This is a genomic window from Streptomyces omiyaensis, from assembly GCF_014650895.1.
Classification (GTDB): Bacteria; Actinomycetota; Actinomycetes; order Streptomycetales; family Streptomycetaceae; genus Streptomyces; species Streptomyces omiyaensis.
The window spans coordinates 98,612-117,635 of sequence record NZ_BMVV01000010.1 but is presented as its reverse complement, the minus strand read 5'-3'; the positions used below and the strand labels follow the sequence as shown (position 1 = coordinate 117,635).

Below are 19,024 nucleotides of genomic sequence, written 5' to 3'. Positions count from 1 at the left end.
GGGGAGATGGCCAAGCGCGAGCGTGTCGTGCGCATGTCGGTCGAGCAGCCGCTGTGGCGCGCGCTGACCGGCTACCGGGTCCTGACGATGGTCTACGCGGTGCTGATCTTCGCCGCCGACCGGGAGCGCTACGAGCGGCCCTGGATCGCCGTCGGCTACCTGGCGGTGCTCTGCGTCTGGACCCTCGCCACCCTCCCCAAGGTGGCGAACGCGGCCAGCTGCACCAAGCGCTTCCTCGTCGCCGACCTCGCCCTCGCCCTCACCGGCATCCTCCTCACCCCGCTCGCGGACGCCCACGCCCAGTCCGTCGACGGGCCCACGCTCCCGTCCATATGGACCGCCGGCTCGGTCCTCGCCTACGCCATCAAGGGCGGCTGGCGCTGGGCGGCCCTCGCCTCCTCCCTCGTCGCCGCCGCCAACATCGTCGAGCGGGCCCACCCCAGCCGGGACACCGTGCACAACGTGATCCTCGTCTGGGTCGCCTCCATCGCCATCGGCTACGTCGTCGAGGTCGCCCGCGCCTCCGAGCGCACCCTCGCCCGCGCCCTGGAGATCGAGGCCGCCACCCGGGAGCGCGAGCGGCTCGCCCGCGACATCCACGACAGCGTCCTCCAGGTCCTCGCCATGGTGCAGCGGCGCGGCACCGCGCTCGGCGGCGAGGCCGCCGAGCTGGGCCGGATGGCCGGCGAGCAGGAGGTCGCCCTGCGCACCCTGGTCGCCGGCGGCCTCACCCGCACCAGCCACGTCTCCGAGGACGAGTCCGAGGGGGCGGTGGTCCGGGTCGTCGAGGTCGACGACGAGCCCGCCGCCGACGCCCCGGTGGACCTGCGCACCCTGCTCGCCCCGCGGGCCGGTGCCCGGATCACCCTCTCCGACCCCGGCGTGCCCGTCCCGCTCCCCACCGCCGCCGCCCGGGAGCTGGCCGCCGCCGTGGGGGCCGCCCTGGACAACGTGCGGGCGCACGCGGGCGCGGACGCGCGCGCCTGGATCCTGGTCGAGGACTGGGACGACGAGGTCGTCGTCACCGTCCGGGACGACGGGCCCGGCATCCCGGACGGCCGGCTCGCCGAGGCGGAGGGCGAGGGCCGGATGGGCGTCGCGCTCTCCATCCGGGGGCGTCTGCGCGACCTGGGCGGCACGGCCGAGCTGATCTCGGTCCCCGGCCAGGGCACCGAAGTCGAACTGAAGGTCCCGCGACCGCCGCGGGGCGCACGGGGGAAGGCAGGACGGAAGTGAACGAGGCACAGCACACCACGGGCTCCGCGGAGCCGCCGCGGACGATCAGGGTGATGGTCGTCGACGACCACCCCATGTGGCGGGACGCGGTCGCCCGCGACCTGGCCGAGGCGGGCTTCGACGTCGTCGCCACCGCCGGCGACGGGGAGCAGGCCGTCCGCCGCGCCCCGGCCGCCGCACCCGACGTCCTCGTCCTGGACCTGAACCTGCCGGCCAAGCCGGGCGTCCAGGTCTGCAAGGAACTGGTCGGGACGCTGCCCGGCCTGCGGGTCCTGGTCCTCTCGGCGAGCGGCGAGCACGCCGACGTCCTGGAGGCCGTGAAGTCCGGCGCCACCGGCTACCTGCTGAAGTCGGCCGGCGCCGAGGAGCTCATCGACGCCGTCCGCCGCACCGCCGCCGGCGACCCCGTCTTCACTCCGGGCCTGGCCGGCCTGGTCCTCGGCGAGTACCGCCGCCTCGCCTCCGAGCCCGCCCCCGCCGCGGGCGCCGGAGAGCCGGAGGCGCCGCGCCTCACCGACCGCGAGACCGAGGTCCTGCGCCTGGTCGCCAAGGGCCTCAGCTACAAGCAGATCGCCGAGCGGCTGGTCATCTCGCACCGCACCGTGCAGAACCACGTCCAGAACACCCTGGGCAAGCTCCAGCTGCACAACCGGGTCGAGCTGGTCCGGTACGCGATCGAGCGGGGCCTCGACGAGGGCTGACCGGACCGGACGCCGGGCGCGCCGGGGGACGGAGCCGTATATTCAGGCGCATATGCGGCCTTCCGGCGAGAGGACTGGCGTGGAGATCCTGGCATTCGGCGTGCAGGCGGACGAGAAGCCGATGATCGAGAAGGCGTTCGAGGGGCACCACGACGTCCGCTGCCTCGACGTCTTCCTCACCGAGGACACCGCCCCCATCGCGGCCGGCTACGAGATCATCTCCACCAGCGTCAACGCCATCCTCGACCACCGGGTCCTCCAGACCCTCGCGGCCGGCGGCACGCAGATGATCGCCCAGCGCTCCACCGGCTTCAACAACATCGACCTGGAGGTCGCCGAGCGCCTGGGCCTCACCGTCGCCCGCGTCTCGTACTACTCGCCCTACTCCGTCGCCGAGTTCGCCTGGACCCTCGCGATGGCCGTCAACCGGCGGATCGTCCGCGCCTCCAACCGCACCCGCGACTTCGACTTCCGCCTCGACGGGCTGATGGGCCGCGACATGCGGGGCCGTACCGCCGGGGTCCTCGGCACCGGCAAGATCGGCGAGGCCTTCGCCCGGATCGCCCACGGCTTCGGCATGCGGCTCCTCGGCTGGGACGTCGCCGAGAACCCCGCCTGCGTCGAGCTCGGCATGGAGTACGTCGAGAAGGACCGGCTCCTCGCCGAGGCCGACCTCGTCACCCTCCACGTGCCGCTGCTCCCCGCCACCCACCACATCATCGACGCCGCCGCCCTGAAGGCCATGAAGGACGACGCCCTCCTGATCAACTCCAGCCGCGGCGGCCTCGTCGACACCGAGGCCCTCGTCACCGAACTGCGCGCCGGCCGCTTCGCCGGCGTCGGACTCGACGTCTACGAGGCCGAGGCCGGCCTCTTCTTCCTCGACCGGTCCCTCGCGGGCGTCGAGGACGACACCCTGGCCCGCCTGGTGACCTTCCCGAACGTGGTGGTCACCAGCCACCAGGCGTACTACACCACCGACGCGGTCGGCCAGATCATCGACACCACGGTCCAGAACGTCCTCGACTACACCCGGGGCAGGCGCGGCGAGAACGTCCTGGTGCCGCGGCTCACCTCCCGGGCCTCCTAGACCAGCACCCCGGCGAGCAGCGAGGCCGTCACCGCCGCGCCCTCCAGCGTCAGCACCGACTCCGGGTGGAACTGCACCGACGCGAAGCCCGGCCCGCGCAGCGCGTGCACCTCGTCCGACTCCCCGTCCCGGCTCACCTCGATCCGGTGCAGCGCCAGCTCCGTCGCCTCCCGCTCGTCGCAGCGCGCCGTGAAGCTGTTGTAGAAGCCGACCACGCGCTCCTGGCCGAACAGGTCGATCCGGACCTGGGCGCCCTGGAAGGGGGTCCGCTTGCGCACGATGTCCAGGCCCAGCTCCGACGCGATCAGCTCGTGCCCCAGGCACACTCCGAGCAGGCCGTGCCGGTGGCCGCGCAGCAGCTCGGCGGTGAGCCCGCGCAGGAACCGCATCTTCGGGTCCGCCGCGTCCGACGGGTCGCCCGGGCCGGGGCCGAGCACCACCGGGCCCTCGTGGGCGAGCGCCAGCTCCCGCAGCCCCGGCTCGTCGTACCGCAGCACCGACACCTCCAGGCCCGAGGAGCGCAGCAGGTGCGCCAGCATCGCCGTGAAGGTGTCCTCCGCGTCGATCACCAGCGCGTGGCCGCTCAGCTCGGCCGAGCGGGTCTGCATCCGCAGCCAGAACGGCGCCAGGTCCGCCCGCCGGGCGTCGAGCGCGGCCCGCACCCGCGGATCGTCCGCGAGGCGGGGCCGCCCGGCCGCCCGCTCCGCGTCCGGGCGCCCCTCGCGCACCCCGAGCGCCGCGAGGACGGCCGCCGCCTTCGCGTGCGTCTCCGCGACCTCGCCCGCCGGGTCCGAGTGCCGCACCAGGGTCGCCCCGACCGGCACCCGCAGGCGCCCGTCGGCGGCGATGTCGGCGGTGCGGATGAGGATGGGGGAGTCCAGCGTCTGCGCCCCGTTCGCGTCGGTGCCGAGCAGCGCCAGCGCGCCCGCGTAGTAGCCCCGCCCGACCCCGTCCGGCCCGACGGGCTCGTGCCGCTCGATCACCCGGCAGGCGTTCTGCACCGGCGAGCCCGTCACGGTCGCCGCGAACATCGTCTCCCGCAGCACCTCCCGCACGTCCAGCGAGGACCGCCCCCGCAACTCGTACTCGGTGTGCGCGAGATGGGCCATCTCCTTCAGCCGGGGACCGATCACCACCCCGCCCATGTCGCCGACCGTGCACATCATCTTCAGCTCCTCGTCCACCACCATGGAGAGCTCCTCGGTCTCCTTGCGGTCGGCGAGGAAGCCGAGCAGCCCCTCGGCGGTGGGCGCCACGCCGTCCGGGTAGCGGTACGTGCCGCTGATCGGGTTCATGACGACGGTCCCGCCCGCCATGCGGACGTGCACCTCCGGGCTGGCGCCGACCAGGACCCGGTCCCCGGTGTGCACCACGAAGGTCCAGTACGCGCCCCGCTCGCCCGCCAGCAGCCGCCGGAAGAGGGCCAGCGCGTCGGCCCGCCCGAAGCCCGGGATCTCCCCGGTGAAGGTGCGCCGGATGACGAAGTTGGCGCCCTCGCCGGCGCCGATCTCCTCCTCGATCACCCGCCGGACGATCCCCGCGTACTCCTCGTCGGAGACGTCGAAGCTCCCGCCGGCGACCTCGACCCGGTGCGCGGGCAGCGCGTCGAGCACCTCGCCGAGCGGCAGCTCGTGCGTCTCCTCCGCGACCAGCACGGAGAGCGGGGTGCCGTCGTCCCGCACGTCGAAGCCGCGCTCCCGGATCTGGCGGAACGGCACCAGCGCGAGCGCCGGCCGCTCGCCGACCGGCAGCTCGGCCAGCCGTCCGGCCTCGTGGACGGGGCCGATCAGGACCTCGACCGTGTCGTGGTCCCGGCCGGGGGTGCGGCGGCGCAGCAGGGCGAAGGGCGGGGCGGAGTCGTCGAGGAGACGGGAGAGGTCGAAGTCCATGGCAGTGGGTTCCTTCCGGTCGGAGTGCGGAGAGGAACGGCCTCGCGGGTACGAGAAAGGCCGCCCCTCGGGCGGCCTTCGCGTGGTCTTCGGATACGCGCAGTCAGTGGGCCGCCGGAGGGACGGTCCACCACCAGTTCTGGGTCGAAGGCGCGTACATGCGAGCACTGTAACCCAGCCGGGCACGCGGACGGGGCCCTTTCCACGCCTCGGAAGGCGCGGAAAGGGCCCCGTCCGTCGGGCACGACCGGATCAGACGATCAGGTTGAAGCCCTGCCAGCCGCCGCCGATCTGCGCCTTGGGGGCGTAGGGGTTCGGGTAGCCGCCGGTGTTCTTGTAGAACCAGAGCATGCCGGTGGTGTCGCGGGCGATCAGGTCGGGCTTGCCGTCCTTGTTCAGGTCGCCCGGACCGACCATCAGGTTGTAGGCCTGCCAGCCGCCGCCGACCTGCGCGCGGCGCGCGTAGGGGTTCGGGTAGCCGCCGGTGTTCTTGTAGAACCAGAGCATGCCGGTGGTGTCGCGGGCGATCAGGTCGGGCTTGCCGTCACCGCTCACGTCGCCGGTGGCGATGAGCTCGTTGTAGACCTGCCAGCCGCCGCCGACCTGGGCGCGGGCCGCGAAGGGCCTCGCCGGGTCGCCGGTGCCCTTGTAGAACCAGAGCATGCCGGTGGTGTCGCGGGCGATCAGGTCGGGCTTGCCGTCACCGGTCATGTCGCCGGTGCCGAGGAGCTTGTTGTAGACCTGCCAGCCGCCGCCGGTGCGGAGCCGCGCCTTGAAGGGCGCGTTCGGGTTGCCGCTGCCCTGGTAGTACCAGAGGAAGCCGTCCTTGTCCCGGGCGACCGCGTCCCCGGTGCCGTCGGCCCGCAGGGTCGTCACGGGCGTGATCATGTTGTAGGCCTGCCACCCCGGGCCGATCCTGTACTTGGCCAGGAACGGGGCGGTGGCGGAGCCGGTGCCCTGGTACTGCCACAGCACGCCGGCGGAGTCGCGGGCGACGATGTTGTTGCGGTCGGTGGCGTTCACCGCGGGGGCCGGGGCGGACTCCACGACGTCCGAGGCCTTCACCCACGCCATGCGGTGGTTGTAGCGGATCGGGATGTACGTGTCGGTGCCGACGACGTTCGTCTGGGCGGAGCCGAAGTAGTCGTCGCCCTTCACCGCCGGGCCCGCCTTCACGTACGCGCCGCCGGCGCCGAAGGCGTACTTCGACAGGTAGTTCGGGTCCTCGGTCGGGGCGGTGACGCCACCGGTGCCGGGGTAGGCGGCCTTCTCCGGGTAGGCGCGGCCGTAGATCAGCGGGGTCTTGCCGGACGCGGCCCGCAGGACCCGCTGCGTGGTGTCCTTGACGACGGAGGTGTACTGGCCGCCCGGGTTGTGGAACCAGGCCTTCTGGCCGCCGTACCAGATCTGCGTCCAGTTGGTCTGCGCGGCCGTCACGACGTACGTGCCGCCCGCGCGGACCTTGTTGCCCCAGTTCGGGCCGTCGCTCCACAGGACGTTCGGGATGTACGCGTCCTTGATCGGCGTCGTCGTCGACGGCGTCGTGTAGAGGTAGCCGAAGTTGGCCGGCTGGGCGGGGACGGTGCTGCCGCCGTAGGTGATCTTCGGCTGGTTCGCGGAGGTGTACGGCGGGACGACGCGGACCAGCTGGCCGGCCTGGAGCAGCCCGCCGGCACCGCCGGCGCCGGTCGGGGCGCCGAGGAGGGACATGTAGTGGTTCCAGTCCCAGAACGGACCGGCGTCCCAGTGCATGCCCGAGACCTTGGCGTCGACGTGCCCGGCGACCTCGTCGTGGCCGATGACGTGCTCGCGGTCCAGCGGGATCCCGTACTCGGTCGCGAGGTACTTCACGAGCTTCGCGGACGACTCGTACTGGGGCTCGGTGTACCACTTGCCCGCCTTGATGGCGTAGCCCTCGTGCTCCACGCCGATGGCGTGCATGTTGTCGGTCCAGTTGCCCGCGTGCCACGCGATGTTCTTGTTCTGGACCATCTGGGTGACCAGACCGTCGCTCGCGCGGATCAGGTAGTGGGCACTGCCCCGGGCGTCCGCGCTCTGGAAGGCGGCGATGGTGCCGTCGTAGCTGCCCTCGGTGTCGTGGATCACGATCCGGCGGATGTCCAGCTGGGTGTCCTTGGCCCGGGTGGCGAGCGTGTAGTTCCGCTGCCCGGTGCTCGGGACCTCGGCCGGGCGGTAGTCGCAGACCAGGCCGGTCGGCGGGCACTCGGGGGTCGGGGTCTCCGCGGTGCCCGCGAAGGACGCGGCCAGCGGCACGTTCGCCGGCTTGGAGGGCTCCACCTCGGGCTCGGCCGGCAGCGTGACCGGCTCGCCCTCGGTGGTGAGCGCGCGCTCGCCGGTCTTGATCGACTCGAAGACGCGCTCGGCGAAGAGGTCGGCGCCCTTCTTGTCGGGGGACTGGCTGTAGCGGGCGACGGCGGGGTACCAGTCGGCCGGGTCCTCGGACAGCTCGGCGCCGGCCTGCTTCTGGTAGTCGGCGAGCAGCGCGGCACCGGCCCGGATGGACGCGGCCGTGTCGTTCTTCACGGCGTCGGCGGAGCTGTCGATCAGCCCGGCGGCCTTGTCCAGGGTGTGCAGCCGGGGATCGTCGGTGTCGACGGTCTCCTCCGGCAGCGACGCCAGGGCCTTGGCCTTGTCGAAGGTCTTCTCGATCTCGGCCTTGCCGCTCGCGTTCAGGTGCGCGAGGCGGCCCTCGGCGTCCTCCTGCTCGATGTCGTCGGCGTCGACGTCCGTGAGGCCCATGACGTTGTAGGCGCCGGTGGTGCTCGGCTGCCCGTCGTGCGACTCCCAGCGGGTCTGGCGGTACGACACCGCCATCAGCACGCTCTGCGGCACGTCGAACTCGTCCGCCGCGGCGGCGAACTGCGCCTGGAGGGACGGGTCGCCGCCGGGCTTCGCGTCGGTCGCGCCGAGGAGGCCCGGCGAGGCGACCGCGATGGTGCCGATCGTGGCCGTGGCGACGACCGCGGCCGCCGCTCCGTACAAGAGTCGTTTCTTCTTGCGATCCCTGCGGTGCCTCTGGATCACGCCCACCCCTGTATGTCAGCTATGTATTTGGCGAGCAGGTTTGCTCGTTTGCTAAACGCGGGTGAGGGTAACACCACTCGATGGCGTGAAGATCGCGTCCAGACATAACGGTCGCGCGTCTCAGTGACTGGGCAGGGGACAGGACAGGACGAAGAACCCCGTAGGGTGGTCCGCGTGACCGTGAACGCTGAATCCCACGCCGTCGCCAAGGCGACCTGGCGAGACCTGCCCGCGGCGCAGCAGCCCGAGTACCCCGATGCCGAGGCTCTGCGCGATGTGATCGCGGACCTCGAGTCGTATCCTCCGCTCGTCTTCGCCGGCGAGTGCGACCAGCTGCGCGCCCGGATGGGAGCCGTCGCCCGTGGCGAGGCGTTCCTCCTCCAGGGCGGCGACTGCGCCGAGGCCTTCGACGCGGTGTCGGCCGACCACATCCGGGCCAAGCTGAAGACGCTGCTCCAGATGAGCGCCGTCCTGACGTACGCGGCCTCCGTGCCGGTCGTCAAGGTGGGCCGCATCGCGGGGCAGTACTCCAAGCCCCGCTCCAAGGGCACCGAGACCCGCGACGGCGTGACGCTCCCCACCTACCGGGGCGACTCCGTCAACGGCTTCGACTTCAACGAGAAGGCCCGCGTCCCGGACCCCGAGCGCCTGAAGCGGATGTACAACGCCTCCGCCTCCACGCTCAACCTGGTCCGCGCCTTCACCACCGGCGGCTACGCCGACCTGCGCCAGGTGCACGCCTGGAACCAGGACTTCGTGAAGTCGTCCCCGTCGGGCCAGCGCTACGAGGCGCTCGCCCGCGAGATCGACAACGCGCTGAACTTCATGAAGGCCTGTGGCACCGACCCGGCCGAGTTCAAGGCCGTCGAGTTCTACGCCTCCCACGAGGCGCTGCTGCTCGACTACGAGGGCGCCCTCACCCGTACCGACTCCCGCACGGGCAAGCTGTACGACACCTCCGGCCACATGGTCTGGATCGGCGAGCGCACCCGCCAGCTGGACCACGCCCACATCGAGTTCGCCGCGCGGATCGCGAACCCGATCGGCATCAAGCTGGGCCCGACGACCACCCCGGAGGAGGCGCTGACGTACATCGAGCGCCTCGACCCGGAGCGCGAGCCGGGCCGCCTGACCTTCATCGTCCGCATGGGCGCCGACAAGGTCCGGGACAAGCTCCCGGAGCTCGTCGAGAAGGTCACCGCCTCGGGCGCCACCGTCGCCTGGGTGACCGACCCGATGCACGGCAACACCTTCGAGGCGGCCTCGGGCCACAAGACCCGCCGCTTCGACGACGTGCTCGACGAGGTCAAGGGCTTCTTCGAGGTCCACAAGGCCCTCGGCACCCACCCGGGCGGCATCCACGTCGAGCTCACCGGTGACGACGTCACCGAGTGCGTGGGCGGCGGCGACGAGATCTTCGTCGACGACCTGCACCAGCGCTACGAGACGGCCTGCGACCCGCGCCTCAACCGGAGCCAGTCGCTCGACCTCGCGTTCCTCGTGGCCGAGATGTACCGCGATCAGTAAGTAGCTTCGTACGACGATGGGGCGCGGATCCTTGTGATCCGCGCCCCATCGTCGTATCGGAGGCTTTTACGCTTCCCGCCCGCCGGGTAAGGTTAGGTTAGCCTAATCGATCTCGGCGGGAGGTGATCCGCGTGTACGTCTGCTCATGCTTCGGTGTCACGGAGAAGCAGGTCAAGGAGCACGCGGAGGCCGGTGCCCACACGCCCCGCCAGATCGCCTCCGCCTGCAAGGCGGGCACGGACTGCGGTTCGTGCGTCCGGCGCATTCAGGCCATTCTCGGGCGGGGCACCTGTCCGCGCCGCGAGCTCCTCGACCAGGGCATGCCGGCCCTCGTCTCCGAGGACGCCGACGTCGAGCTGCCCGAGGCCGCCTAGCTCGGCTGCTCGATGAGCGTCGAGATGTAGAGCGCCTCGCCCAGCGACTCGATCAGCTCCAGCTGCGTGTCCAGGTAGTCGATGTGGTGCTCCTCGTCCGCGAGGATCTCCTCGAAGAGGTTGGCCGAGGTGACGTCGCCCTTGGCGCGCATGACCTCGATGCCCCGCTTGAGGCGGTCGATCGCCTCCACCTCGACCTGCCGGTCCGCCTGGAACATCTCGGTGATGGTCTGGCCGACGCGCACGTGGAAGAGCCGCTGGTAGTTGGGCAGGCCGTCGAGCATCAGGATGCGCTCGGTCAGCTTGTCCGCGTGCTTCATCTCGTCGATGGACTCTTCGCGGGTGTACTTGGCGAGCTTCGTCCAGCCCTTGTTGTCCTGGATGCGGTAGTGCAGCCAGTACTGGTTGATGGCCGTCAGCTCGCCGGTCAGCTGCTCGTTCAGAAACTCCAGGACCTCGGGGTCGCCCTGCATCGCTCCAGGTTCCTTCCATCACGGGGTGTACCCAGCCCCTCACAGGGCAGGATGGCCGCATCCTCGCACTCCGAATGGGGGGCGTCCAGTAAGTGCAGGCTTAGTAGGACTTGCCCGAATGGACGCGTCCGGGTGGGTGGCTGGTCATGACCACCCCTCGCCGTCTGTCACCATGGATGACATGGTTCAGCCGGAGAGCGGAGTACACCGGGAAGCGGGGATGCCGGACATTTCGCCCGAGCTGCCGCCGGGGCAGCGGCTCCAGCGCGGCTGGCCGGTGACCCACTACGGCCCCGTGCCGAAGTTCAAGCCGGAGCGCTGGGAGTTCCGGGTCTTCGGGGCGACCGCCGACGGCGAGAAGCGCTGCTGGAACCACGAGGAGTTCTCGGCCCTGCCGTTCTCCACGGTGGTGGCCGATCTGCACTGCGTGACCAAGTTCAGCATGCTCGGCGCGGAGTGGGGCGGCGTCCCCGCCCGCGCGATCCTGGAGCTGGCGCCGCCCGCGCCGCGGGTCACGCACGTGATGGTCTGGGCCGAGTACGGCTACAGCGCCAACATGCGGCTCGCCGACTTCGCCGACGCGCGCACGATCTTCGCCACCCACAAGGACGGCGAGCTGCTCACCGCCGAGCACGGCTTCCCCCTGCGGCTCGTCGTGCCCCACCTGTACGCCTGGAAGGGCCCGAAGTGGGTCCGCGGTGTGGAGTACATGACGGCCGACCGACGCGGCTTCTGGGAGGAGCGCGGCTACCACAACGTCGGCGACCCGTGGGGCGAGCAGCGCTACTCGTACCAGGAGGAACCGGGCGACGGCCCGGAGCTGTAGCCCCGGGCCGCCGCGGACGCGCCCTCAGTGGTGGTAGCGGTGCACGACCGCGTGGCCCTTGCCGCGGCCGATCAGCCACTTGTTCACCGGCGTGGTGACCACGAAGGCGATCGCGAAGGCGAAGGCGAGCGCGCCCCAGAAGAGCGGTGCGTCCAGGTGGGCGTCCATGGCTCCCGGGACGAGCAGCAGCACGCCGTTGTCGACGATCTCCATGACGGCGATCGAGAGGGTGTCGGCGGCGAGCGCCACCTTGAAGGCCGACCGGAAGTCCAGGCCGGCGGCGAGGACGCCGCGCAGCGTGAGCGCGTAGCCGAAGAAGAACGCGAGGGCGATCGCGAGGACCATGGTCTGCGCGTTGCCCCAGCCCAGCGCGGTGCCGATGATCATGCCGAGCACCTCGCCGATGGCGCAGCCGGTGAGGCAGTGCAGGGTGGCCTTCGCCGCCATCCCCCAGGACGCCCCGCCGCCGTGTGCCTCGCCGTGGCCGGAGTGGCCGCCGTGACCGGAATGGTCGGTGTGATCGGAGTGACCGGTGTGGCCGGTGTGACTCGTATGGTCTGAGTGACCTGCGTGGCCCTTGTGGCCCTCGTGGTCCGCGTGTCCGGTGTGGTCCTCGGGGCCGGCGTGCCCCGTGGGGTGGTCGTGCGTCTCGTGCTCCATGAGGGTGCCCCCAACCTCGGGTAGCGGTTCCTGCCTATGCGGGAACCGTATACCCCCTCGGGGTATTCCTCAACGGGAAGGGATCAGAGGCGGACCGGTGGTGGACCGGGGCGGATCAGGCCCTGAGCTTCTTCAGCAGCTCGATGTCGGCGACGTGGCCCTCCTTGCCGCCCGGGGTCTCGATGACCAGCGGGACGCCGTCGGTGGCCGGGTGGCGCAGGAGCTGCCGGAAGGCCTCCTCGCCGATGTGCCCGGCGTTGATGTTGGCGTGCCGGTCCTTGTGCGCACCGACGACGTCCTTCGAGTCGTTGGCGTGGATCAGCCGCAGCCGGCCCTCGCCGACCGTGGCGACCAGCTCGTCCAGCGTGCGTACCGCCCCGCCCGGCTCCGCCAGGTCGTGGCCGGCGGCGAAGATGTGGCAGGTGTCGAGGCAGATGCCCAGCTTGGGGTGGTGGTCGAGCGCGTCGAAGTACGGGCCGAAGTCCTCCGCCCGGGAACAGAGCGAGAAGCCCTGGCCGGCGGTGGACTCCAGGAGCAGGTACGGATCGTCCTCGTGGGTCAGCTCGTCGAGCAGCGGCAGCATCCGCTCCCGCACCTGCGCCAGCGCCTCCTCGCGGGGGCGGCCGCCGGTCGCCGAGCCGGTGTGGACCACCACGCCCCGCGCGCCGATCTCCCGGCCGCGCCGCAGCGAGTGCCGCAGCGACTCCACCGACTTCTCGACGGTGGCCTCCGTGGAGGAGCCGAAGTTGATCAGATAGGGGGCGTGCACCCAGGCCGAGAGCGACGCGGCGGCGCACTCGGCGCGGAACCGTTCGTCCTGGGCGGGGTTGCCGGCCGGGGTGGCCCAGCCGCGCGGGTTGGCGACGAAGACCTGGACGGTCTCGGCGCCCAGCTCGCGGGCGTAGCCGAGGCCGGTCGTGGCGAGACCGCCGGCCACGGGGACGTGGCCGCCGACGGGGTTGCGCATGAGTGACTCAGATTCCCTTGATGGTGAGGGCGACGGTGGAGCCCTCCGGGGCGGTCCCGCCGCCCTCGACGGACTGGCCCGTGACCTCGTCGCCGAGGAAGGGGAAGGACTTCTCGACCTTCACCTCGAAGCCGGCCGCCTCCAGCTCCTCGCGGGCCTCGTCGGTCGACATGCCGACGACGTCCGGCACCTCGACCTGGCGCGGGCCCTTGGAGACGGTCAGGGTGACCGCGTCGCCCTTCGCGGCCCGGCTCCCCTCGGCGAGGGACTGGGCGGCGACCGCTCCCGCGTCCTCGGCGGAGTGGATCCGCTCGGGCGCGACGGAGACCTCCAGGCCGGCCTCCTTGAGGACGGCGGTGGCGTCGGCGACGGTCTCGCCGGTCACGTCCGGGACGTCGACCGGGGCGCCCTTGCTGACCACCAGTGCGACGGCCGAGTCCGGGGCCCGCTCGGTGCCCGGCTCCGGGTCGGAGCCGATCACCGCGCCCTGGGCGACGGTCGTGCTGAAGGCGCTGGTGACCACGCCGGGGGCGAGGCCCTGCTCCGTGAGGATCCGCCTGGCCTCGTCGAGCGGCTTGTTCCTGAGGTTGGGCACCTTCACGATCTCCGGGCCCCGGGAGAGGGTGAGGGTGACGGTCGCGTGGCTGCGGACCCGCTCGCCGGGCGCCGGGTCGACGCCCATCACGGTGCCCCGCTCGTACACGTCGCTGAAGGCGCGCTTCGTCGTGCCCAGCTCCAGGCCGGCGTCGCCGAGCCGGGCCGTCGCCGCCTGCTCGGTCTGGCCGAGGACGGCGGGGACGCGGGTGAACTGGCCGGCGTTGATGTACCAGACGCCGGCGCCGACGCCCAGGGCGAGCAGGACGCCGAGGACGATCAGGAGCGGGCCGCGCGGCGCCCGCCGGCCGGCGGCGCGCGAGCGGGCCGGCGGCGGGGCCTCGGGGGTCGCGAGCCGGCTGGTGTGCTGCACCGCGTGCGGGTCGCCGGCCTCCGGGACCGGCACGGGGCGGGCGATCACGCTGGTGCGGTCCTCGCCGGTGTCCCGCTGCTCGGCCCGCGCCCGCGGCGGCACCGCGTCCAGCTGCTCGTCGGTGAGCGCGGCCCGCGCCTCCCGGGCCAGGGCGAGGAGCGCCACGGCGTCCTCGGGCCGGACCCCGGGGTCGCGGGCGGTCGCGGCGGCGACCAGCTCGTCCAGTTCCGGCGGCAGGCCGGGGACGGCGGCCGACGGGGCCGGGACGTCGGTGTTCAGGTGCTGGTAGAGGACCTGGGCGGGGGTGTCGCCGGAGTGCGGCTTGGCGCCCGTCAGCATCTCGTACAGGACGACGCCGCAGGCGTACACGTCGGCCCGGGTGTCGGCGGTGCCGTGCTCGATCTGCTCGGGGGCGAGGTACGAGACGGTGCCGAGGACCGCGCCGGTGGTGGCGGTCGCCGAGCCGACCGAGCGGACCAGCCCGAAGTCGGCGACCTTGACCCGGCCGTCGTCCCCTATCAGGACGTTCTCCGGCTTCATGTCCCGGTGGACGAAACCGGCCCGGTGCGCGGCGCCGAGCGCGGCGAGCACCGGCTCCAGCACGTCCAGGGCGGCGCGCGGCTGGAGGGCGCCCCGCTCGCGGAGCACGTCGCGCAGGGTGCAGCCGGAGACGTACTCCATCGCCAGGTAGACGTAGGCGCCCTCGGCGCCCTGGTCGAAGACGGCGACGACGTTCGGGTGCGCGAGGCGGGCGACGGACTTCGCCTCGCGGATGAACCGCTCGACGAAGACGGCGTCGGCCGCCAGGGCGGGGTGCATCACCTTCAGCGCGAGGACGCGGTCGAGGCGGGTGTCGACGGCCCGGTAGACCGTGGCCATCCCGCCGACGGCGATGCGCGCGTCGACGCGGTAGCGGCCGTCGAGCAGCCGCCCGACGAGGGGGTCCTGAAGGGTCGTGTCCACGGCGTCGAGTCTACGAGCCGGTCCGCGCTCCCTCCGCCGCACGGGCCCCGACCGCAGCACGGCTGTGACGTATCCCGCCCCGCCGGCCGGGGTCAGAACGCGGGGCGCTCGGGATCCAGCCGGGCCAGGCCCCCGGTGGGCGAGGAGGCCTCGGCGAAGTGGCGGCGGGGGATGCGGCCCGCGCGGTGCGCGAGCCGGCCCGCCTCGACCGCGTGGCGCATCGCCGAGGCCATCAGGACCGGCTCCTGCGCGCGGGTCACCGCCGAGGCGAGCATCACCGCCGCGCAGCCCAGCTCCATCGCGAGCGCCGCGTCCGAGGCGGTGCCCGCGCCGGCGTCGAGGATCACCGGGACGCCGGCCTTCTCGACGATCAGCTCGAAGTTGTGCGGGTTGCGGATGCCGAGGCCGGAGCCGATAGGGGAGCCGAGCGGCATGATCGCCGCACAGCCGGCGTCCTCCAGCTTCCGGGCCAGGACCGGGTCGTCGTTGGTGTAGGGGAGGACGGTGAAGCCGTCGTCCACCAGCGTCTCGGCGGCGTCGAGGAGCTCCACCCCGTCCGGGAGGAGGGTCCGCTCGTCGGCGACCACCTCCAGCTTGACCCAGTCGGTGCCCAGCGCCTCCCGGGCCAGCCGGGCGGTCAGCACGGCCTCGCCGGCCGTGTAGCAGCCCGCCGTGTTCGGCAGCACGCGGATGCCGAGCCGGTCCAGGACGGAGAGGACCGAGCCCTGCACGGTCGGGTCGAGGCGGCGCATGGCGACCGTGGTCAGCTCGGTGCCGCTGGCCACCAGGGAGCGCTCCAGGACGTCCAGGCTGGGGGCGCCGCCGGTGCCCATGATGAGGCGGGAGGAGAACTCCGTACCGCCGAGGACGAACACGTCGTCGGACATCGCGCTCAGCCCCCCTGCACCGCGGTCAGCACCTCGACCCGGTCGCCGTCGGCGAGCAGCGTCGTCGCCCACTCGCCGCGCGGCACCACCGCCTCGTTGACGGCGGCGGCGACCCCGGCGGGGGCGGCGGTGAGGGTGGCGACCAGGGAGGCCAGGGAGACGGGGGCGGCGAGCGCGCGCGGCTCGCCGTTCACGGACACGTTCATGCGGGCTGCTCCTGACGTACGGGGAGAGCGGTGGGGAAGCGGCGGGGGGAGAAGGGGCGGGCCTCGTCGGGGAGGACGCCCGTGGTGAGCACCTCCGCCATGACGTCGCCGGTGACCGGCGTGAGGAGGACCCCGTTGCGGTAGTGGCCGGTGGCCAGCAGCAGGCCGGGCAGGGCGCTCGGGCCGAGCAGCGGCGCGTTGTCGGGGGAGCCGGGGCGCAGTCCGGCGAGGGTCTCGGTGAGCGGCAGCTCGGTCAGGCCGGGGACCAGCTCGTGGGCGTCGCGCAGCAGTTCGTAGACGCCGCCCGCGGTCACCGTGGTGTCCCAGCCGAGCTCCTCGCTGGTGGCGCCGACGACCAGCTCGCCGTTCTCGCGCGGCACCAGGTAGACGTGGCTGCCGCGGACCACGGCCCGCACGGTGCGGGAGAGGAAGGGGGCGTACGCGGCGGGGATCCGCAGCCGCAGGACCTGGCCCTTCACCGGGCGGACCGGCGGCAGGGCCGACGGGGGCACGCCCGCGAGCCGCCCGCTGAGGCTTCCCGCGGCGAGGACGGTCCGCTCCGCGGCGAGCTCGGTGCCGTCGCGCAGGACGACTCCGCGCGCCCGGTCGCCCGCCACGGCGAGCCGCTCCGCCAGGGCCCGGTGGAAGACCACCCCGGCCCGCTCGCAGGCCGTGAGCAGCGCGGCGGCCAGCCGGCGCGGGTCCACCTGGTGGTCGCCGTCCACCCGCAGCCCGCCGCGCACCCCGGGGGCCAGCATCGGTTCGAGGCGGCGGCACTCCCGGCCGGTCAGCCATTCGGAGGAGAGGCCGCAGCGGGTCTGGAGGGCGTGGAGTTCGCGCAGGTGGGCCCGGTCGTCGGCGTCGAGCGCGACGGCGAGGGTGCCGCAGGCGCGGTAGCCGACGTCGAGGCCGGAGGCCTCCTCCAGCTCGGCGACGAAGGCGGGATAGCGGGCGGCGGAGGCGAGGTTGAGCCCCAGGAGGGTCTCCTCGCCGTAGTGCAGTTCGGTGACGGCGGCGAGCATGCCGGCCGCGACCCGCGCGGCGCCGCCGCCCGGTTCGGGGTCGACGACCGCGACGTCCAGCCCGCGCAGGGCCGCCCGCCAGGCGGTGACCAGACCGATGACGCCGCCGCCGACGACGAGGACGTCGGTGCTCCGGCGGGGTGCGCCGTGTTCGGAAGAACGCATGGGCGTTCCGCCCCTCCCTTCGCCGGCATGACCCGGATCAGGTTCGTACGGTCGGAGGCCGGCCAGCCCCCCTCTCAGCCCGGTGCGTCCGGGCTCCCGCGAGTGGTGTGTGTCCGCCACCCTAGCCCCCGTCGCCGGAGCGCCGCAGGGGACCTCCCTTCCTGATGGACTATCAGATTTGTAAGGTGGACGGGTGAGCGAGCAGAAGCAGACCCAGCGGCACGTCGTGATCGTCGGCGCGGGCATGGCGGGCGTGCAGACCGCCGTCGCCCTGCGCGAGCAGGGCTTCGAGGGCCCCGTCACCCTCATCGGCGCCGAACCCCACCAGCCCTACGACCGGCCCCCGCTCTCCAAGGCGGTCCTCCTCGGGAAGGCCGAGCACTCCGCCTTCGACGTCGACTTCGAGTCCCTCGGCGTCGACCTCCGCCTCGGCCTCGACGTCACCGGCCTGCGCCCCGCCGACCGCGAGCTCGTCACCGAGGAGGGGCGCTTCCGCTACGACACCCTCGTCCTCGCCACCGGCGCCCATCCGCTCACCCTCCCCGGCACCGAGGGCGTCCCCGGCGTCCACCTGCTGCGCACCCTCGACGACGCCGTCCGCCTCGGCCCCGTCCTGGCCGGCGGCGGCTCCGTCGTCGTGGTCGGCGCCGGCTGGATCGGCGCCGAGTTCGCCACCGCCGCCCGCGAGGCCGGCTGCGCCGTCACCGTCGTCGAGGCCGCCGCCCTGCCGCTCGCCGGCGCCCTGCCCGCCGAGGTCACCACCGCCATGGCCGGCTGGTACGCCGAGAGCGGCGCCGAACTCCTCACCCACGCGCGCGTGGACGCCGTCCGGCCCGGCGCGGTCGTCCTCGCCGACGGACGCGAACTCCCCGCCGACGCCGTCGTCGTCGGCATCGGCGCCCGCCCCGCCACCGGCTGGCTGGCCGGCTCCGGCGTCGCCCTCGACCCGAGCGGCGCCGTCACCGCCGACGACCGGCTGCGCACCTCCGTGCCCGAGGTGTACGCGGTCGGCGACTGCGCCTCCTTCCCCTCCGCCCGCTACGCCGAGCGGCTCCTCGTCCACCACTGGGACAACGCCCTCCAGGGCCCCCGCACCGTCGCCGCCTGCATCACCGGGTCCGAGGGCGCCGAGCCGGAGCCGTACGACCCCGTCCCGTACTTCTGGTCCGAGCAGTTCGGCCGCTTCGTCCAGTACGCGGGCCACCACGCCGCCGCCGACACCCTGGTGCGGCGCGGCGACCCGTCCGGCGCCTCCTGGTCGGTGCTCTGGCTGCGCGAGGGGGTGCCGGTCGCGCTGCTCGCCGTCGGCCGGCCCCGCGACCTCGCCCAGGGCCGCAGGCTCATCGAGGCCGGCACCCCCGTCGACCCGGACCGCGCCGCCGATCCGTCCCTCCCGCTCAAGTCCGCGGTCCGCTAGACCCCGATCCGGTTTCGATCCGGCTCCGATCCGGCCCCGGCCGGGAGTCGCCCGGTGCCCCCTCCCGCGGGCCCGGACGGCTCCCGATCCGGTCCGGAGGCGGGTCCGGCGCCCGGACGGAGGCGGTCGGGGCGGGTCCGACTACCGGCTGTCGGTCCCGGATGGCAGGCTTGTCCCGTGACCGAGATTGACGCAAACATCGATGCTCTCGTCCCCGCCTGGCTCTACCTCCCCGACATCGCGGAGATGCTCGACGTCGAGGTGACCCGGGTGCGACAGCTGGTGAAGGAGGGCCAGCTGATCGCCGTGCGCCGCGGAGAGAACAACGCGCTCCAGGTGCCCGCCGCCTTCATCCAGGACGACAAGGTCGTCAAGGGCCTCGCCGGCACCCTGACGCTCCTCAAGGACGACGGCTTCTCCGACGAGGAGATGCTGGAGTGGCTCTTCACCCCGGACCCGACCCTGCCCGGCACCCCCGCGCAGGCCCTCGGCGAGAATCGCGGCACGGAGGTGAAGCGCCGCGCCCAGGCGCTCGCCCTCTGACGCACCGGACCACCACCGCCGGTGCCGCGGCCCCGCGCCGCGGCACCGGCGCCACCCGACGGGGGG

The 19,024-nt window shown here is 73.1% G+C and carries 18 protein-coding genes and 1 riboswitch; of the genes, 8 read left to right on the top strand and 10 right to left on the bottom strand.

Going from position 1 to position 19,024, the window contains the following annotated elements; genetic code table 11:
• The first annotated feature begins 6 nt into the window (after positions 1-6).
• The 3 genes from macS to IE287_RS18670 all read left to right on the top strand — a co-directional run bounded on the left by macS (position 7) and on the right by IE287_RS18670 (position 3,027).
• The gene (macS, locus tag IE287_RS18680) at positions 7-1,236 is read left to right on the top strand and encodes a MacS family sensor histidine kinase (RefSeq protein WP_189850212.1); all 1,230 of its coding nucleotides are present in this window, start codon (positions 7-9) and stop codon (positions 1,234-1,236) included.
• Positions 1,237-1,289: 53 nt separating this feature from the next.
• On the top strand, positions 1,290-1,937 hold the full coding sequence (locus tag IE287_RS18675) for a response regulator (RefSeq protein WP_189850366.1): 648 nt from the start codon (positions 1,290-1,292) through the stop codon (positions 1,935-1,937).
• Positions 1,938-2,016: 79 nt separating this feature from the next.
• The gene (locus tag IE287_RS18670; protein ID WP_189850211.1) at positions 2,017-3,027 is read left to right on the top strand and encodes a 2-hydroxyacid dehydrogenase; all 1,011 of its coding nucleotides are present in this window, start codon (positions 2,017-2,019) and stop codon (positions 3,025-3,027) included.
• Here the strand turns inward: IE287_RS18670 and IE287_RS18665 are convergent.
• From IE287_RS18665 to IE287_RS18655, 3 genes are all read right to left on the bottom strand, one after another.
• Positions 3,024-4,916, bottom strand: coding sequence for an anthranilate synthase family protein (locus IE287_RS18665; protein ID WP_189850210.1), 1,893 nt, complete (start codon positions 4,914-4,916; stop codon positions 3,024-3,026). The two genes, IE287_RS18670 and IE287_RS18665, sit on opposite strands and share 4 nt — an antisense overlap.
• Before the next feature lie 103 nt (positions 4,917-5,019).
• On the bottom strand, positions 5,020-5,076 hold the full coding sequence (locus tag IE287_RS39465) for a trp operon leader peptide (RefSeq protein WP_189850365.1): 57 nt from the start codon (positions 5,074-5,076) through the stop codon (positions 5,020-5,022).
• A gap of 92 nt (positions 5,077-5,168) precedes the next feature.
• On the bottom strand, positions 5,169-7,919 hold the full coding sequence (locus IE287_RS18655; RefSeq protein WP_229883570.1) for an N-acetylmuramoyl-L-alanine amidase: 2,751 nt from the start codon (positions 7,917-7,919) through the stop codon (positions 5,169-5,171).
• Positions 7,920-8,135: 216 nt separating this feature from the next.
• Between IE287_RS18655 and IE287_RS18650 the strand changes: the two genes are divergently transcribed.
• Positions 8,136-9,488 (top strand): class II 3-deoxy-7-phosphoheptulonate synthase, encoded by a 1,353-nt coding sequence (locus tag IE287_RS18650; protein WP_373307863.1) that lies wholly within the window; start codon positions 8,136-8,138, stop codon positions 9,486-9,488.
• 122 nt (positions 9,489-9,610) lie between these two features.
• Positions 9,611-9,862: a (2Fe-2S)-binding protein gene (locus tag IE287_RS18645; protein WP_189850208.1), complete on the top strand. Its 252-nt coding sequence runs from the start codon at positions 9,611-9,613 to the stop codon at positions 9,860-9,862.
• Here IE287_RS18645 and bfr read toward each other — a convergent pair.
• Positions 9,859-10,335: a bacterioferritin gene (gene bfr / locus IE287_RS18640; protein WP_043223049.1), complete on the bottom strand. Its 477-nt coding sequence runs from the start codon at positions 10,333-10,335 to the stop codon at positions 9,859-9,861. The genes IE287_RS18645 and bfr overlap by 4 nt on opposite strands.
• 181 nt (positions 10,336-10,516) lie before the next feature.
• Here bfr and IE287_RS18635 point away from each other — a divergent pair, with 181 nt between their 5' ends.
• Positions 10,517-11,161 carry a sulfite oxidase-like oxidoreductase gene (locus tag IE287_RS18635; protein ID WP_189850207.1) on the top strand — a complete coding sequence of 215 codons (645 nt, stop codon included), beginning with the start codon at positions 10,517-10,519 and terminating at the stop codon, positions 11,159-11,161.
• A gap of 24 nt (positions 11,162-11,185) precedes the next feature.
• Here IE287_RS18635 and IE287_RS18630 read toward each other — a convergent pair whose 3' ends face one another.
• The 6 genes from IE287_RS18630 to thiO all read right to left on the bottom strand — a co-directional run bounded on the left by IE287_RS18630 (position 11,186) and on the right by thiO (position 16,998).
• Positions 11,186-11,821 carry a DUF4396 domain-containing protein gene (locus IE287_RS18630; RefSeq protein ID WP_189850206.1) on the bottom strand — a complete coding sequence of 212 codons (636 nt, stop codon included), beginning with the start codon at positions 11,819-11,821 and terminating at the stop codon, positions 11,186-11,188.
• 115 nt (positions 11,822-11,936) lie between these two features.
• Positions 11,937-12,788 (bottom strand): deoxyribonuclease IV, encoded by an 852-nt coding sequence (locus tag IE287_RS18625; RefSeq protein ID WP_189850205.1) that lies wholly within the window; start codon positions 12,786-12,788, stop codon positions 11,937-11,939.
• Positions 12,789-12,795: 7 nt separating this feature from the next.
• On the bottom strand, positions 12,796-14,718 hold the full coding sequence (pknB, locus tag IE287_RS18620; RefSeq protein WP_189850204.1) for a Stk1 family PASTA domain-containing Ser/Thr kinase: 1,923 nt from the start codon (positions 14,716-14,718) through the stop codon (positions 12,796-12,798).
• A gap of 92 nt (positions 14,719-14,810) precedes the next feature.
• The gene (locus tag IE287_RS18615; RefSeq protein WP_189850203.1) at positions 14,811-15,605 is read right to left on the bottom strand and encodes a thiazole synthase; all 795 of its coding nucleotides are present in this window, start codon (positions 15,603-15,605) and stop codon (positions 14,811-14,813) included.
• A gap of 5 nt (positions 15,606-15,610) precedes the next feature.
• Entirely contained in the window at positions 15,611-15,811 is a 201-nt protein-coding gene (gene thiS, locus IE287_RS18610; protein WP_189850202.1) for a sulfur carrier protein ThiS, read from the bottom strand.
• Positions 15,808-16,998, bottom strand: coding sequence for a glycine oxidase ThiO (gene thiO, locus IE287_RS18605; RefSeq protein ID WP_189850201.1), 1,191 nt, complete (start codon positions 16,996-16,998; stop codon positions 15,808-15,810). The genes thiS and thiO overlap by 4 nt, the downstream gene beginning before the upstream one ends.
• Positions 16,995-17,108: riboswitch (TPP riboswitch) on the bottom strand. (Overlaps the previous gene by 4 nt.)
• An 83-nt stretch (positions 17,109-17,191) precedes the next feature.
• Here thiO and IE287_RS18600 point away from each other — a divergent pair.
• Together IE287_RS18600 and IE287_RS18595 are read left to right on the top strand one after the other, a co-directional pair.
• Complete coding sequence (locus tag IE287_RS18600) at positions 17,192-18,415, top strand: NAD(P)/FAD-dependent oxidoreductase (protein WP_189850200.1); 1,224 nt, start codon at positions 17,192-17,194, stop codon at positions 18,413-18,415.
• A 177-nt stretch (positions 18,416-18,592) separates the two neighbouring features.
• Positions 18,593-18,958, top strand: a complete 366-nt coding sequence (locus IE287_RS18595; protein ID WP_189850199.1) for an Rv2175c family DNA-binding protein — start codon at positions 18,593-18,595, stop codon at positions 18,956-18,958.
• Positions 18,959-19,024 lie beyond the last annotated feature (66 nt).